Consider the following 14439-nt stretch of genomic DNA (forward strand, 5'->3'; position numbering starts at 1 on the left):
CAGTCCCGGTCGCGGTTTTCGGCGCGCGGGCATGGAACCGTTGGATCTGGAAAACACCAGCTCGCGTCCGGGGCCGACTCCCCGGCGGTGGAGGCCGGCCCGCCGCCGGGAACCTGAACCGATCTGTCTCGAACTCTAATCCCCGGCGATTCGCGGAACTAATTCGGCGTGCCGCGCGTTGAGCTGTAAATCAATGAGTTAGGTTTGCCTTGCCTGACGAATTGACCGGCCCGCGATGCCTTTTCTACGGTCGTGTTCGACACGTTCGAGCGGAGGTCCGTTATGCCCGAAACCGATTGGGACGCATTGCGCCACAGTGCATTTCAAGTTATGCAGAATGCGTATGCACCGTACTCCGGGTTCCCGGTCGGTGCGGCGGCTCTCACCGGCGACGGCCGAATGGTGAGCGGTTGCAATGTGGAAAATGTCTCATACGGCGTCGGCCTCTGCGCCGAAACTGTACTCGTGGGTAACTTGTTCGCGACCGGCGGCGGGCGATTGCTGGCGGTTGCGGTGTGTGATTCCCGCGGTGCGATTCTGATGCCGTGTGGCCGCTGCCGTCAGGTGCTCTACGAGCACGGAGGTGCGGAAATGCTGGTGGATCACCGCGACGGGCCAGTGCCGCTCGGGCGTTTGCTGCCCGATGCCTTCGGTCCCGATGATTTGGCGGCCGGGCAGCGTTCTGTGTGAATTTCGGCACCCCGGCGACGATTTGGCGCCATTCCCGGGAATGCCGCCCGCGTCGAATCGGCTGCGGCAATCGCGAACAGCCCTGGTGGGCACGTATTCACGCGCCGTCTGACAGGCTGTCGGGCATGGTGAGTGCGCATTCGGCGGTGTCGGTGATCACGTCCAAACGGGACGGGGGAGAACTCGACGACGGGCAGATCGACTGGGTGGTGGACGCTTTCACCCGGGGCGAGGTGGCCGACGAGCAGATGTCGGCGCTGGCGATGGCGATCCTGCTGCGCGGGATGACGCGCCGTGAGATCGCGCGGTGGACCCGGGCCATGATCGAGTCCGGCAAGCGCATGGACTTCACCGATCTGCCGCGGCCCACGGTCGACAAGCACTCCACCGGCGGTGTCGGGGACAAGATCACGCTGCCGCTGGCGCCGCTGGTCGCCGCCTGCGGGGCGGCCGTCCCGCAGCTGTCCGGGCGCGGGCTCGGGCACACGGGCGGCACGCTGGACAAACTGGAGTCGATTCCGGGCTGGCGTGCCGACATCACGGTGCCGCGCATGCGGGAGATGCTGGCGGACCCGAAGATCGGGGCCGTGATCTGTGCCGCGGGCGCGGATCTCGCCCCCGCCGACAAGCGGCTCTACGCGCTGCGCGACGTCACCGGCACGGTCGAATCCATTCCGCTGATCGCCAGTTCGATCATGAGCAAGAAGATCGCCGAGGGGACCGCGGCGCTGGTGCTCGATGTGAAGGTGGGCGGCGGCGCCTTCATGAAGGACATCGGCTCGGCGCGGGAGTTGGCCACGGCGATGGTCGAATTGGGGACCGACGCCGGGGTGCGCACGGTGGCGCTGCTGACCGCCATGGACACCCCGCTCGGCCGGACCGCCGGAAACGCCCTGGAGGTGGCCGAGTCTGTCGAGGTGCTGGCCGGCGGGGGACCGGCCGACGTCGTCGAACTCACCCTCGCCCTGGCCCGGGAGATGGTGGCGCAGGCCGGGATTCACGACGTGGATCCGGCCGAGGTCCTCGCCGACGGCCGCGCCATGGACCACTGGCGGGCGATGATCGCGGCCCAGGGCGGCGACCCCGACGCCCCGCTTCCGACGGCGAAGCACACCGAAACGCTGACCGCCGTGGACTCTGGGACTCTCACCCGGCTCGACGCTCTCCCCGTCGGTCTCGCCGCTTGGCGGCTCGGCGCGGGCCGCGCCCGCCAGGGCGACCCTGTCCAGTCCGGCGCGGGCATCGAAATCCACGCCAAACCCGGGGACCCCGTCACCGCGGGCCAACCCCTCCTCACCCTCCACACCGACACCCCCGACGCCATCCCCGTAGCCCTGGAAACCCTCCGCGACGCCTATGCCATCGGCCCCGGCTCGGCCGCCCCCACCCCCTTGGTCCTCGACCGCATCGCCCCCTGACCCCGGCCCACGTCGGCAACGCACCCCTTGTTCCCGGCACGCCAGCCCCTTGTTTCCTGCATGCCAGCCCCCTTGTCCCGGCACGCTTTTGGCCGGGAGCCACTGCGGTGGGTGGATTCCGGCCAAAAGCGTGCCGGAAACAAGGTCGGTGTGCGTGCGGGGAGCGAGAGTGGTGTGGGCGGGGCGATTCCCACGCACAGGAACCGGAGGACATGGTGCTGGGATGATGGGGCGCGTGTCTGAGCGCCTGAAGAGCGGAACTCATGGTTCCAGGGCTACCGCGATGGTGGCCCGGCGGTTCAGCGTGCTCGATGGGGTTCGGGTGGGGTTGTTGGTGGCGGGGGTTCTGTGTGTGGTGACGGGGTTGTTGCCGCGGGCGGAGGCGGCGGCGAATATGCGGCGGGTCGGGCCGCTGCTGTTGTTTCTGGGGAGTGTGATCGTGCTTGCCGAGTTGGCTCGGCAGGCGAAGGTGTTCGACGTGATCGCGTATCGGCTCGCGATCGTCGGGCGGGGGCACTATCCGGCGTTGTTCGTGTTGTGCGTGGCCTTCGCCTCCGCGACCACGATGCTGCTCAACCTCGATACCACCGCGGTGCTGCTCACGCCGGTGCTGCTGGCGCTGGCGGTGCCGGCGCGCATTCCGGCCCTGCCGCTGGCCATGACGACCCTCTGGCTGGCCAACACCGCGAGCCTGCTGCTGCCGGTCTCGAATCTGACGAATCTGCTGGCGGCGGAACGGGTCGGGCTGAGCGGGACCGAATTCGCCGCGACGATGTGGCTGCCACAGCTGGTCGCGGTCGTGGTGACGATGCTGTGGCTGTGGATGTGGTTCTGGCGGCGCGGGCAGCGGGGCGTCGATCGCTATCTGCCGCCGGAGCCGATCCGGATCGACGACCCACGCCGGCGCGTGCTGCTCTACCTCACCGGCGGCGCGTGCCTGCTGTTCATCGCCGCGATCCCGATCGTCGGTGACCTGATCGGGATCGCCGCCCTGGCCGCCGCGCTGCTCGCCGTCGGCGCGTTCGCGATCCTCGATCGTTCGGCGCTGCGGCCGTCGCTGATTCCGTGGCAGCTGCTGATCTTCGTCGTCGGCCTGTTTCTGGTGGTCCCGACGCTCGGGCGGTTCGGTCTGTCGCCGCTGATGCACGCGCTGATCGGCGCGGATTCCGGTGCGGCCGGGACGTTCCGGGCCGCGGCGGCGGGGGCGGGGCTGTCGAACGTGGCCAACAATCTCCCGGCCTACACCGCCGGGGAGGCCGTGGTTCCCGAGGGCAATCGCACCCAGCTGCTGGGCCTGCTGATCGGCACCAATCTCGGGTCGGTCGTCACGCCGTGGGCGTCGCTGGCGACGCTGCTGTGCCTCGAGTTCTGCCGCACCCACGGCGTGCGGGTCCCGATCGGCCGGTTCGTGGCGGCGGGCTGTGTCCTCGCGGTGACCGCGACCGCCGGGGCCGTCGGGGCCCTGCTGCTCGCGATGTGACGCCCGCCTCCCAGCGCTGGGGTTAACCCTTCAACTAACGTGCCATTATTTGACGGTACATTGCGTGGGTTACTCCCTAGACGAAGGACGTGTGCTCGTGAGTGCTGTCGCTCTTGGGCTGGTCTTCCTGTTCATCCTGGCCGCGGGCGGATTGCGATCCGTCGAGGTCGGTTGCCAGAACACGCAGAAGATCCACTTGAAGAACCTCTGGTTGTGCGCGGTGGTGTCCTATGCCGTTGCGCTACTGGGATTTTCGATCTTCCTAGCGGTGTCGGCCGTGGTCTCGGACTCGGCCTGGCCGACGCTCGCCGACCTGCGCCAGATGCCGTGGTGGGCGCCGTTCGGCGGGCTGATCGGCGGTGTCGCGGTGGTCGGCATGATCACCGTCGCCCGGTACGTCGGCGTCGCCACCTTCAACGCCGTGGTGATCGTGAGCGAGATGCTGGTCGCCCTGATCATGGACGACCTGGGCCTGATGGGTTTCGCTGTCCGGGAGATCACGCCGCCGCGCCTGGTGGCCGCCGTCCTGATCACCGTGGCGGTCTATCTCATGGCCAGCGACTCCGGTGAGTCGCAACCCGAACCGCGGCCCGCGGTTCTCGTGGGGGAGGGATCCCGATGACCGCGCAAGCCACCGCCGCAACCCCTGCGCGCCCGTCCCTGCGGGGTCGCGCCCTCGCGCTCGTCTTCGTCTTCATGCTCATCGGCGGGGCCCTGCGCTCGGTGGAGGCCGGGTGCCAGAACTCGCTGAAACTGGCTCTGCACAACGTCTTTCTGTGTGGAGTGATCTCCTACGCGGTGGCGCTCACGGGCGTCGGACTCATCTTCGCCGTCACGCTGGCGCTGTCGAAGAACCGGCGCTGGCCGTCGCGGGCCGACCTGAAGGCCATGCCGCGCTGGGCCCCGTTCGGCGGATTGACCGGCGGCGCAGCGATTTTCGCGATGATCGCCGTTGCCTCCAGCGTCGGCGTCAGCACCTTCAACGCGCTGATCATCGCGGGCCAGATGCTGCTGGCGACGGTGATGGACCACTACGGCGTCATGGGTTTCCCGCGCCGCCGGATCACCGTGCAGCGCCTGGCGGGATGCGCGCTGATCATCGTCGGTTCCTATCTCATGGCGAAGTACTGAGGCGCTGTCACCCCAGCGACACGCGGGCGACATTCCGGCTACGACATGCCAGCGAGAGGATGGACACACGGAGAGTCGGGTGCGGAACCGGGCCGGGACGGATAGCGTCGGTACATGACTGGACCGATGCCTTTGACCCTTGCCTCGATCCGCCAGGCCCCCAAGGCCGTATTGCACGATCACCTCGACGGCGGACTGCGCCCGTCGACCGTGCTCGAGCTGGCCGCCCAGTGCGGCTACGACCAGTTGCCGGCGCACGACGCCGACTCCCTGGGCCAGTGGTTCCGCGATGCCGCCGACAGCGGGTCGCTCGAGCGCTATCTGGAAACCTTCGCCCACACCGTGGCGGTGATGCAGACCCCGGAGGGGCTGCGGCGGGTCGCGCGCGAATGCGCTCTCGACCTCGCCGCGGACGGCGTGGTGTACGCCGAGGTGCGATTCGCCCCGGAGCAACACCTCGAACGTGGCCTCTCGCTGGACGAGGTGGTCGAACACACCCTGGCCGGATTCGAGGAGGGCGCCGCCCTGGCCACCGAGGCCGGCACCCCGATCCGCGTGATCTGCCTGCTCACCGCCATGCGGCACGCGGCCCGCTCGCTGGAGATCGCCGAGCTGGCCGTGCGCTTCCGCGACCGCGGGGTCGGCGGATTCGATATCGCCGGCGCCGAGGCCGGCTATCCGCCGAGCCGGCACCTGGACGCGTTCGAGTACATGCGCGCCAACTGCGCGCACGTCACCATCCACGCCGGTGAGGCGTTCGGCCTGCCGTCCATCCACGAGGCCGTCGCGTTCTGCGGGTGCGACCGGCTGGGGCACGGCGTGCGGATCACCGACGACATCTCCGATTCCGAGACCGAACCGCGGCTCGGACAGGTCGCGAACTATGTGCGGGATATGCGCATACCGCTCGAGCTGTGCCCGTCGTCGAATGTGCAGACCGGTGCGGTGCCGTCGCTGGAGAAGCACCCGTTCGACCTGCTCGCCCGGCTGCGCTTCCGGGTCACGGTCAACACCGACAACCGCCTGATGAGCGATACCGATATGAGCCGCGAGATGCTCAAGCTGGTCGAGACCTTCGATTACGGCTGGAGCGATCTGGAACGCTTCACCATCAACGCGATGAAGTCGGCCTTCATCCCGTTCCCGGATCGCCTGCGCATCATCGACGAGGTGATCAAGCCGGGATACGCCGTGCTGCTGGGCTAGCGCCTAGCCCTTCTGCAGCCGGTTCTCGAAGGCCTGCTCCAGGGCCCGCCACTGCTCGGCCTCGGCCGTGAACGGCGGGCTCGGAGCCATCCGGCTCGGATCCGGCTCCAGCAGATACGACACGTACCAGCCCAGCGGGGTCGACTTGGCCAGCGCCTGTTCGACGGTCTCGTCCTGGGCGTAATCGGCTGCGTCGGTGAACAATTCGACCGCCAGGTCCAGCTGCTCGATATCGACCGCCTTCGGGCCCTCGGCCAGGTCGTCGGCCAGGCCGGGCAGGACGTAGACGTTCTCGTCGCTCACCTCGATCTCCAGCGAGCCGTCGGTGGCGGCGGTCTGGACCTCGCCGTAGGTGCTCACCCGGGCCAGGTCGTGATCGTGGTCGTCGGCCAGGTAGCGGGCCAGGGCGCGCTCGGAGGTGAACACCGTGATGGTGCCCTCGGTGCCCAGGAAGACCGGGTCGTCGTCGAGGTAGCAGCGCAGGGTGAACAGCGTGTCGCCGGAGGTGACGATCTTGACCGGGTCGATGCCGACCTCGTGCCAGAAGGTCTCCTCTTCCTCCTCGTCGTCCTCTTCTTCTTCGTCCTCGTCGAGGTTGACCGGCTCGAAGTCGTTGTCGTCGTCGTTGTCGGCGGCGTCCTCCGCGTCGACCACATTCTCTTCGGCCGCAAGCAGTTCCGCCTCGGCGACGGACACGGCCTCGGCATCCACGTCGGGGGTCTGCATCGCCGAATCGATGGCGTCGACGACCGCGTCCCAGTCCTTGGCGATGGCGGCGCCGATCTGGTCCCACAGCTCCTCGCCCTCGCGGCCCGCGAACGCGCTCACGCCGGCCGGCAGCGCGCCCAGGACCGGATGCGAGCCGAAGAACTTCGTGACCACCTCGAGTTCGCACACCTCGCCGAGGGTGCGGACCATGTCGAGGGTCTCCTCCAGCTCCGAGAGCGTTTCCGGATCGGGCTCGCCCGCGGCCAGCTCGGGGACGCCGACCAGATCGAAGGCGTACTGCTCCTCCGGCTCCAGCTCCGCGGCCGACAGCCCGGCCACCACCTTCCACGACGGATGGTCGACCAGGTCGTTGTCGTCGTTGGTGCGGATGAACGCGGCGAGCTCCGCCACCGACTCGAAACCGTAGAGCGCGTCCTCGTGACCGAGGAATGCCTCCCACTCGTCGTCACCGTCTCGCCAGCGCGGTGCCCACAGTGTGACGAGGTCGCCGTCGGTCAGGCCGAGCTCGATCGGGACGATGTCTCCAGAAGCCATGACCGGAAGCCTATCGAGCCGACGCCTGCGGCACTATTCGGCCCGCCCCCCAACAGTTCCCGACTCCGGGGATGCCGACTCCGGCGGCACGAATGCGGAGTTCAGCTTGCCGACGACTTCGGAACGCTGCGTGCCCGCATCCTGCGCGGCCTGCTGGCACGCCCAGACGATCAGCTGGCTGACCTCGGCCGGTGGCCGCGCGGTGACCGTCTCGGCCAGCTCCAGCCCCACCAGCGCGCCGCTCGAGTCCACCTCGACGGTGACCGAGTCGTCCTCGGAGGTGTAGCGGCCCCGCACCTGCTGCAGGCCGTACAGCGCGGCCTCCAGCGCCTCGAGCTTGTCGGTCGCCCGTGCGACCAGGGCATCCATCTCAGCACTCATGTTTGCGCCTCGCTTCGCTTCCCCTAGACCGGCCGCATCCAGGACGTGGGGCCCGTATCCGCGTCGTCCATGCGGTCCAGTTCGTCGACCGCCTGGGCGCGCGTCGGCAGCCCGAGCTTGTCCAGGATCTCGGTCGGCATGCCGGACTCGGCCAGCAGCTCGCGCCGCCGGGCCTTGGCGACGATAGCCGACCGCTTGGTCAGGCGCAGGATCTCCGCGGCCAACGCCTTTGCGCCGTAACGGTATTCGCTGCGCTCGAATTTGATCTCCACCGGCATGCCCTGGTCGGTGGCCCGGACGCTGATGGTGCCGGCGCGATTGGTGCTCGCGGCGACCGTGACGTTCGGGATCTGCTGCTGTGGCTGCTGCTGGTCGCTCATGCGGTGGGCCTGTAGAAGCCGTGGAACGCCATTCCGCTGTTCTCCGTTCGGATCGGGCCGGTCTGTACGGGATCACCGGCCTCGACGAGCTGTCCGTTACCGATGACCATCGCGACATGACCATCCCAGATGGCCAGATCGCCGGGCTCGAGGTCGCCGGGGCTGACGGGCATGGCGCCCGCGCTCTGGTCCGCTGCCAGGCGCGGGAGGTCGACGCCCGCCTCGCCGTAGGCCCACTTGGTGAGGCCGCTGCAGTCCAGGCCGGAGCCGGGAGTGTTGCCGCCCCAGACGTAGGGGGTGCCGGTGGCGCTCAGGGCCGAGGTCACGGCCTTGGCCGCCTTCTCGTTGGGCGCCTCGACCTGGCTGCCGTCGGGCAGGGTGATCATGACGCCGCCGTGGCGGCCGCGCTCGCCGGACGTCGAAGTCGACCGGTCCTTGGGCGTCCCGGAGCTGTGGCCCGACTTCGAGGACGACGTGGTGGCGGCCGACGCCGGGCTCATCAGCGAACTCATCATCGAGCCGCCGGTGGAGGCGACGCCGCCCAGCATCGAGCCGGCCGTCGACAGGCCGCTCGCGATCGGGGCGGCCGACGCGGCGGCGACGGGGGTGCCCGCCGTCGACGGCGTGGACGGCGGCGGGGTGAGCTCCGTCATCGACGCTGTGTGGGTGTCCATCTCGGAGCGGGTGCGGGTGACCACGTTCAGCGCCTGGCCGAGGTGGTCGATCGCGGAACTCACCACGGTCGCCAGGCCGGGCGGGGTGGTCACGGCCGGGCCCAGCGCCGTCACCGATTTCACGAAGGACTGCAGGATGCCGTCCAGTTCCTTCTGGCCGGTCTCGATGGAGGCGGCGGCCTGGGTGACTACATCGGCCATGTCCAGGCCGCGGTCGGAGATGGACGCCGCGGAGGTCTGCACCTTCAGCGCCTTGTCCATCGCGGCGTCGCCGCCCTGGCCGTGCCAGGCGTTGGTCATCTGGTTGATGCCCGCGCTGCCGGCCTGATGAATTCCGTCCAGGGAGGTGGACGCCTGGCGCAGCGCGTCGGCCGGGCCGCCGCCCGGCAGGATGCCGTGGCCGAAGCTGGAGAGCAGCTCGATGATCGGCTGGGCCAGCGCCTCGAGGTCGATCACGGCCGTCACGGCAGTTCCCCCTGGGTGGCGCGGATGGCCGCGGCCTCGCCGAGATCGGTCTCGGAGTAGGCGCCCACGGCGCCGGCCGCGGCGGCGCCCATGCTGCCCATCACCGCCGACAGCTGCCCGATGCCCGCCACGTGGCCCGCGTGCGCGGCCGCGTAGGCGGTGACGAAATCGCCGCCGATCAGTCCGAAGATCGGGCCCAGCAGCAATGGATCGGCGCCGGCCGCACCGGCCGCGGCGGCGGCCATCTCCGCGGACAGGCCCCCTGCTGTCGCACCGTAGGCGGCGACGCCCTCGGTGTCGACCGAGATCTTGTGCATCAACATCCCCCATCGTGCTGGTCTGGTGGCAGATTACGGCATCCGAGTACTTCGACGCAGGCACTGCGGCAACGGTTCCGCCCCCGGGACGAGAAATCCGCCGGGGGCCCGGACCCCGAACCCCGTAGAGACCTTATCGTTCCCTCATGCGCACGCACATCGTGGATCATCCGCTCGCCGCCACCCTGTTGACGACCATGCGCGACGCGCGTACGGCCAATCCGGGATTCCGGGCGGCACTGCGGGATCTGACCGGATTCCTGATCTACGAGGCGTTGCGCGACGCGCCCGTGGCGCGCTTCGAGGTCGATACGCCCGTCGCCGCCACCGAAGGAGTTCGGCTGGCACGTCCGCCGCTGCTGGTGCCGGTGCTGCGGGCGGGGCTGGGCATGGTCGACGTCGCCAGCGCGCTGGTTCCGGAATCGCGGGTCGGCTTCGTCGGCATCGCCCGCAACGAGGAGACACACCAGCCGGTGCCGTATATGGAATCGCTGCCCGAAGATCTGTCCGGACATCCGGTGTTCGTGCTGGATCCGATGCTGGCCACGGGCGGCTCGATGCTCCACACGCTGGAGCTGCTGGCCGCCCGCAATGCCACGGACATCACCGCGGTCTGCGTGGTCGCCGCACCCGAAGGTGTTGCGGCGCTGGAGAACTCCGGGCTGCCTGTACGGTTGGTCACCGCGGCTGTGGATCGGGGGCTCAACGCAGATGCTTATATCGTGCCGGGGCTGGGTGATGCGGGGGACCGGCAGTTCGGGCCGCGTTGACGCGGGAACTCTTGCAGCGCTGCGGTAACCGTTAGAGCGCCGCGCAGAACTCACGCAGCTCGGCCAGACGCCGGGCGGCCGCTTCCCTTGCCTCGGGGAGCGCCGCTCGGGCCGAAACAGCTTCCACGACTTCGAGATAGCACTTGAGCTTGGGTTCGGTGCCGGACGGGCGGATGACGAGGCGCTGAGACTCGCCCTCGAAGATCAGCGCGTCGGTGCGTAGCGGGCCGCGCGCCTGCGACAGGTCCGTGCAGGTGACGGGGACGCCCGCGATGGTCTCGGGCGGCGTGTCGCGCAGCCGTGCGACCACCTCCGCGGCGGCGACCTGATCAGCCAGGCGCAGCGAGACCTGGTCGTTGACATACAGCCCGAATTCCTGGGCGTAGTCGTCGAGGACGTCGCGCGGCGTGCGCCCGGCCGCGCGCAGCCGCGCCACGAGATCGGCCGCCGCGACGGCCGCCGAGATGCCGTCCTTGTCGCGGACCGCCGCCGGGTCGACGCAGTGGCCGATCGCCTCCTCGTAGGCGTAGACGAGGCCGTCGCCCGCGCGGGCCAGCCATTTGAAGCCGGTGAGCGTCTCGGTGTAGCGGGCGCCGCGGGCCGGCGCCAGCGCGCTCAGCAGCCGCGAGGACACGATCGTGGTCGCCACCAAGGCATTCGGCGGCGCGGCGCGCAGCACGTAATCGGCGAGCAGGACGCCGGTCTGATCGCCGCGCAGCATCCGGAATCCGTCCGGTCCGGGCACGCCGATCGCGCACCGGTCGGCATCCGGATCCAGCGCGATCGCGAGATCGGCGTCCACCTTCGCCGCCAGTTCCAGCAGCAGATCGGACGCGCCGGGCTCCTCCGGATTCGGGAAGGCGACGGTGGGGAAGTCCGGATCGGGCGCGAACTGCTCGACCACCACATGCACATCCGTGAACCCGGCCGCGTGCAGGGCAGTCACGGCGAGTTCGCCGCCGACGCCGTGCATGGCGGTCAGCGCGATGCGAAGATCGCCGCGCTGTGCGGGTTCGGGGCGATGCGCCGACGCGGATTCGATGCTCGGCCGCGGGCGCGAACCCGGTGGGGCAAGGCCGGGACCGTCCGGTCCGCCGACCAGATACGGGAGCGAGGCGACCCGGGCCAGATAGCGCTGGACGATCTCCTCGCCCATCTGACTCGCCGTGGCCCCGACCGACAGCGACAGTGTCGACGGCGCGGGTGCGGTGGGCCGCGGGTCGGCGCGCGAGATCGGTTCGCGCACAGCCTCGATGCGGCGCTCGATCTCGGCGTCGGCGGGCGGGATCAGCTGCGAACCGCCGTCGAGGTACACCTTGTACCCGTTGTCGGTGGCCGGATTGTGCGAGGCCGTGATCTGCACTCCCGCAACGGCTCCCAGCTCCCGCACGGCGAACGCGACGACCGGGGTGGGCAGCGGGCGGGGCAGCGCCAGCACCGAGAACCCCGCGGCGGCGAAGACTTCCGCGGTGACGGTGGCGAACTCCGCCGACCCGTGCCGGGCGTCGCGGCCCACGATCACCAGGCCGCCGCCGAGGCAGCGCTCCCGCAGCCAGTCGGCGAGCCCGGCCGAGGCCCGCGCGACCGTGTCGACGTTCATGCCGTCGGGGCCGTCCTGGAGCGGCCCCCGCAATCCGGCTGTTCCGAATCGCAACATCAGCCGATCCGTTCCAGTACGCCGCGCAGCAGTTTGCCCAGGCGCGGCGCGGCGGCGTGGCCCTCGGCGAGCACCTCGGCGTGCGACAGGGGAGCGCCCGTGACACCGGCGGCCAGGTTGGTCACGAGGGAGATACCCAGTACTCGGGCTCCGGCGGCGCGGCAGGCGATGGCCTCCAGGACCGTTGACATGCCGACGAGATCGGCCCCTATGGTTCCCAGCATGCGGATCTCGGCCGGGGTCTCGTACTGCGGTCCGGTCAGCCCCGCGTACACGCCCTCGGTGAGGGTCGGGTCGATCTCCTTGGCCAGTGCGCGCAGGTCCGGGTCCCAGGCGTCGACCAGATTCACGAAGGTCGCGCCGGACAGCGGGGTGCGCGCGGTGAGGTTGATGTGATCGCCGATCAGCACCGGCTCGCCGACGCGCAGGCCGGGCCGGATGCCCCCGGCCGCGTTCGTCAGCACGATGGTTTCGGCGCCGGCCGCCACGGCCGCGCGGACGCCGTGCACCACCTCGTCCGGCGTATAACCCTCGTACAGGTGCTGGCGGCCCATCATCACCAGCGTGGGCACGTCGTTCACCAGCACCGAGTGCACCGCGTTGCGATGTCCCTGCGCGGTGGGCTTCCCGAAGCCGGGCAACTCGCTCATCGGCACGGACGCCGTGGGCGTGCCGATCTCGGCCGCCGCGTCCTGCCAGCCCGATCCCATCACCACCGCGATCCGGTGCCGCGCGACGCCCGTACGGTCGGCAATCGCCTCGGCGGCCTGTTCGGCAAGCATGGAGGCCACAGTAGTCCCGGCGCGCCCCCGTTCGCCCGTCGAACCTGGACGAGCGGGGCCGGGTCTCAGGGGGTAGACACCGGGATTCGGCGCGGCAGGGCAGGATGAGGCCGTGCGTGAACTCGTCGTGTTGGGGACGGCCAGCCAGGTGCCGACCCGCCAGCGCAACCACAACGGCTACTTTCTGCGGTGGGACGGGGAGGGGCTCCTGTTCGATCCGGGGGAGGGGACCCAGCGGCAGATGCTGTACGCGGGTGTCTCGGCGGCGAGCATCACGGGCATCGGCATCACGCACTTCCACGGGGACCACTGTCTGGGGCTGCCCGGCGTGCTGGGCAGGCTGAATCTCGACCGGGTCGCGCATCCGGTCGACGTGTGGTTCCCGGCCGACGACCACGACTACTTCGAGAAACTGAGCGAAATCGTGCCGCGCCAGCGGGATCCGGGGCTGCGGCCGCACCCGATTCCGGCCGACGGCCCGGTGCCGGTGCCGGATATGCCGTTCCGGCTGGAGGCGGTCGCGCTGTCGCACCGGGTCGCGACGTTCGGATACCGGCTCGCCGAACCCGACGGCCGCCGCATGCTGCCCGAGAGGCTGGCCGCGTTCGGCATCTCGGGCCCCGATATCGGCGAATTGCAACGTACGGGCGCGCTCGCCCTGCCCGGCGGCCGCACGGTCACCCTCGACGAGGTGTCCACGCTGCGTCGCGGTCAGCGGTTCGCCTTCGTCATGGACACCCGGATGTGTTCGGGCGTCGAGGAATTGGCGCAGGACGCCGACATGCTGGTCATCGAGTCGACGTTCCTGGACGACGACGTATCGCTGGCCCACGAATTCGGCCACCTGACCGCCGCGGAGGCCGCCCAGGTGGCCGAGGCGGCGGGCGTGCGCACGCTGGTGCTCACCCATTTCTCGCAGCGCTACCCCGACCTCGACGGCCACCGCACCGAGGCGAGCAAGTACTTCCACGGCGAACTGGTGGTGGCCGAGGATCTCATGCGCGTCCCCGTCCCGACTCGCCGGTAACTTATGCCGCTACGCTGATCGCATGCCATATTTGGAGCGTGACGGGGACGTCTTCGTCCTCTATCTGGGCAACGAGGGCCAGACCGACAGCGAGAACCGTTTCCACCCCGACTTCATCGAGGCATTCCACGGCCTGCTCGACCAGGTCGAGGCGCACGAGGGCCCCGCGGCCCTGGTCACCGTCGCGACCGGCAAGTTCTACAGCAACGGCCTCGACACCGACTGGCTGTTCGGCAATCTCGACCGCATGCACTGGTACCTGGACCGGGTGCATTCGATGTTCAGCCGCCTGCTGACCTTCCCGATGGCGACCGTGGCCGCGGTCAACGGGCACGCCTTCGGCGCCGGCGCGATGCTGGCCACCTCGCACGACTTCCGCGTGATGCGCGGCGACCGCGGCTACTGGTGCCTGCCCGAGGTGCACCTGGGCATGCCGTTCACCGTGGCGATGAACGCCCTGGTCACCGAGCGGCTCACCAACCAGGTCGCGCTGGAGGCGATGACCACCGGCCGCCGCTACGCCGCCGACGACGCGATCGCCGCGGGCATCGCGGACGAGAAGGCCGACGCCGACAAGGTGCTCGCTGCCGCCGTGACCCGCGCGGCGGCACTGGCGGGTAATCGCAAGCCGAACCTGCCGGTGATCAAGCGCGCGCTGCACGGCAAGGCGCTGGCCGGGCTGAATACGCCGACCACTCCGGAGAACCTGGCGTTCGCGGCCGGATGAGGCGTACCTGCGGCCGGTCCGCGCCGTTCGCGGCCCGATAACCCGATGGGCGCGGGAGCGCCCACGGTGTA

Annotated in this window: 16 protein-coding genes; 9 read left to right on the forward strand and 7 right to left on the reverse strand. The window is 69.8% G+C overall.

Translation table 11 applies throughout. From position 1 onward, the window contains the following. Window positions 1–282: 282 nt before the first annotated feature. The 6 genes from ON41_RS07200 (at window position 283) to ON41_RS07225 (ending at window position 5925) form a co-directional block, all read left to right on the forward strand. Window positions 283–690, forward strand: a complete 408-nt coding sequence (locus tag ON41_RS07200) for a cytidine deaminase (protein WP_040746296.1) — start codon at window positions 283–285, stop codon at window positions 688–690. Between the two features lie 125 nt (window positions 691–815). Next, window positions 816–2108, forward strand: a complete 1293-nt coding sequence (locus ON41_RS07205) for a thymidine phosphorylase (protein ID WP_040746231.1) — start codon at window positions 816–818, stop codon at window positions 2106–2108. A 235-nt stretch (window positions 2109–2343) separates the two neighbouring features. Further along, a complete protein-coding gene (locus tag ON41_RS07210) occupies window positions 2344–3588 on the forward strand; it encodes an ArsB/NhaD family transporter (protein WP_246829465.1) in 1245 nt (414 codons plus the stop codon). A 97-nt stretch (window positions 3589–3685) separates the two neighbouring features. After that, the gene (locus ON41_RS07215; protein ID WP_157185393.1) at window positions 3686–4210 is read left to right on the forward strand and encodes a DMT family transporter; all 525 of its coding nucleotides are present in this window, start codon (window positions 3686–3688) and stop codon (window positions 4208–4210) included. Beyond that, window positions 4207–4719 carry a DMT family transporter gene (locus ON41_RS07220; RefSeq protein ID WP_040746235.1) on the forward strand — a complete coding sequence of 171 codons (513 nt, stop codon included), beginning with the start codon at window positions 4207–4209 and terminating at the stop codon, window positions 4717–4719. The genes ON41_RS07215 and ON41_RS07220 overlap by 4 nt, the downstream gene beginning before the upstream one ends. A gap of 114 nt (window positions 4720–4833) precedes the next feature. Then, entirely contained in the window at window positions 4834–5925 is a 1092-nt protein-coding gene (locus ON41_RS07225; protein WP_040746237.1) for an adenosine deaminase, read from the forward strand. 3 nt (window positions 5926–5928) lie between these two features. Here ON41_RS07225 and ON41_RS07230 read toward each other — a convergent pair whose 3' ends face one another. Genes ON41_RS07230 through ON41_RS07250 form a run of 5 tightly spaced genes read right to left on the reverse strand, consistent with a single transcriptional unit; the run spans window position 5929 to window position 9405 of the window. Further along, window positions 5929–7188, reverse strand: a complete 1260-nt coding sequence (locus ON41_RS07230; RefSeq protein WP_040746238.1) for a SatS C-terminal domain-containing protein — start codon at window positions 7186–7188, stop codon at window positions 5929–5931. A 33-nt stretch (window positions 7189–7221) separates the two neighbouring features. After that, the gene (locus ON41_RS07235; RefSeq protein WP_040746240.1) at window positions 7222–7569 is read right to left on the reverse strand and encodes a YbaB/EbfC family nucleoid-associated protein; all 348 of its coding nucleotides are present in this window, start codon (window positions 7567–7569) and stop codon (window positions 7222–7224) included. 23 nt (window positions 7570–7592) lie between these two features. After that, complete coding sequence (locus tag ON41_RS07240) at window positions 7593–7949, reverse strand: hypothetical protein (RefSeq protein ID WP_051161075.1); 357 nt, start codon at window positions 7947–7949, stop codon at window positions 7593–7595. Next, window positions 7946–9088: an NlpC/P60 family protein gene (locus ON41_RS07245; protein ID WP_373281326.1), complete on the reverse strand. Its 1143-nt coding sequence runs from the start codon at window positions 9086–9088 to the stop codon at window positions 7946–7948. Before ON41_RS07245 ends, ON41_RS07240 begins: the two co-directional genes overlap by 4 nt. After that, window positions 9085–9405 (reverse strand): type VII secretion target, encoded by a 321-nt coding sequence (locus tag ON41_RS07250; RefSeq protein ID WP_040746303.1) that lies wholly within the window; start codon window positions 9403–9405, stop codon window positions 9085–9087. Before ON41_RS07250 ends, ON41_RS07245 begins: the two co-directional genes overlap by 4 nt. Before the next feature lie 146 nt (window positions 9406–9551). On the opposite strand from ON41_RS07250, the gene upp reads away from it, so the two are divergent. Then, window positions 9552–10175 (forward strand): uracil phosphoribosyltransferase, encoded by a 624-nt coding sequence (gene upp, locus ON41_RS07255; protein WP_040746242.1) that lies wholly within the window; start codon window positions 9552–9554, stop codon window positions 10173–10175. A gap of 31 nt (window positions 10176–10206) precedes the next feature. Here the strand turns inward: upp and ON41_RS07260 are convergent, their stop codons facing one another. Continuing rightward, window positions 10207–11832 (reverse strand): phospho-sugar mutase, encoded by a 1626-nt coding sequence (locus ON41_RS07260; RefSeq protein ID WP_051161076.1) that lies wholly within the window; start codon window positions 11830–11832, stop codon window positions 10207–10209. Then, window positions 11832–12614, reverse strand: coding sequence for a purine-nucleoside phosphorylase (locus tag ON41_RS07265; protein ID WP_040746307.1), 783 nt, complete (start codon window positions 12612–12614; stop codon window positions 11832–11834). Before ON41_RS07265 ends, ON41_RS07260 begins: the two co-directional genes overlap by 1 nt. A gap of 112 nt (window positions 12615–12726) precedes the next feature. Between ON41_RS07265 and ON41_RS07270 the strand changes: the two genes are divergently transcribed. Continuing rightward, on the forward strand, window positions 12727–13641 hold the full coding sequence (locus ON41_RS07270) for a ribonuclease Z (RefSeq protein WP_040746244.1): 915 nt from the start codon (window positions 12727–12729) through the stop codon (window positions 13639–13641). A gap of 22 nt (window positions 13642–13663) precedes the next feature. Continuing rightward, window positions 13664–14368 (forward strand): enoyl-CoA hydratase-related protein, encoded by a 705-nt coding sequence (locus ON41_RS07275; RefSeq protein WP_040746246.1) that lies wholly within the window; start codon window positions 13664–13666, stop codon window positions 14366–14368. Window positions 14369–14439: the final 71 nt, after the last annotated feature.

This window comes from Nocardia transvalensis NBRC 15921 (assembly GCF_000308875.1).
GTDB lineage: Bacteria > Actinomycetota > Actinomycetes > Mycobacteriales > Mycobacteriaceae > Nocardia > Nocardia transvalensis.

What these genes read in the sequence shown, in the direction of transcription:
- ON41_RS07200 (WP_040746296.1), top strand. Translation starts at nt 283, where the DNA reads ATGCCCGAAACCGATTGGGACGCATTGCGCCACAGTGCATTTCAAGTT.
- ON41_RS07205 (WP_040746231.1), top strand. Translation starts at nt 816, where the DNA reads ATGGTGAGTGCGCATTCGGCGGTGTCGGTGATCACGTCCAAACGGGAC.
- ON41_RS07220 (WP_040746235.1), top strand. Translation starts at nt 4,207, where the DNA reads ATGACCGCGCAAGCCACCGCCGCAACCCCTGCGCGCCCGTCCCTGCGG.
- ON41_RS07225 (WP_040746237.1), top strand. Translation starts at nt 4,834, where the DNA reads ATGACTGGACCGATGCCTTTGACCCTTGCCTCGATCCGCCAGGCCCCC.
- ON41_RS07230 (WP_040746238.1), bottom strand. Translation starts at nt 7,188, where the DNA reads ATGGCTTCTGGAGACATCGTCCCGATCGAGCTCGGCCTGACCGACGGC.
- ON41_RS07235 (WP_040746240.1), bottom strand. Translation starts at nt 7,569, where the DNA reads ATGAGTGCTGAGATGGATGCCCTGGTCGCACGGGCGACCGACAAGCTC.
- ON41_RS07240 (WP_051161075.1), bottom strand. Translation starts at nt 7,949, where the DNA reads ATGAGCGACCAGCAGCAGCCACAGCAGCAGATCCCGAACGTCACGGTC.
- ON41_RS07250 (WP_040746303.1), bottom strand. Translation starts at nt 9,405, where the DNA reads ATGCACAAGATCTCGGTCGACACCGAGGGCGTCGCCGCCTACGGTGCG.
- upp (WP_040746242.1), top strand. Translation starts at nt 9,552, where the DNA reads ATGCGCACGCACATCGTGGATCATCCGCTCGCCGCCACCCTGTTGACG.
- ON41_RS07260 (WP_051161076.1), bottom strand. Translation starts at nt 11,832, where the DNA reads ATGTTGCGATTCGGAACAGCCGGATTGCGGGGGCCGCTCCAGGACGGC.
- ON41_RS07265 (WP_040746307.1), bottom strand. Translation starts at nt 12,614, where the DNA reads ATGCTTGCCGAACAGGCCGCCGAGGCGATTGCCGACCGTACGGGCGTC.
- ON41_RS07275 (WP_040746246.1), top strand. Translation starts at nt 13,664, where the DNA reads ATGCCATATTTGGAGCGTGACGGGGACGTCTTCGTCCTCTATCTGGGC.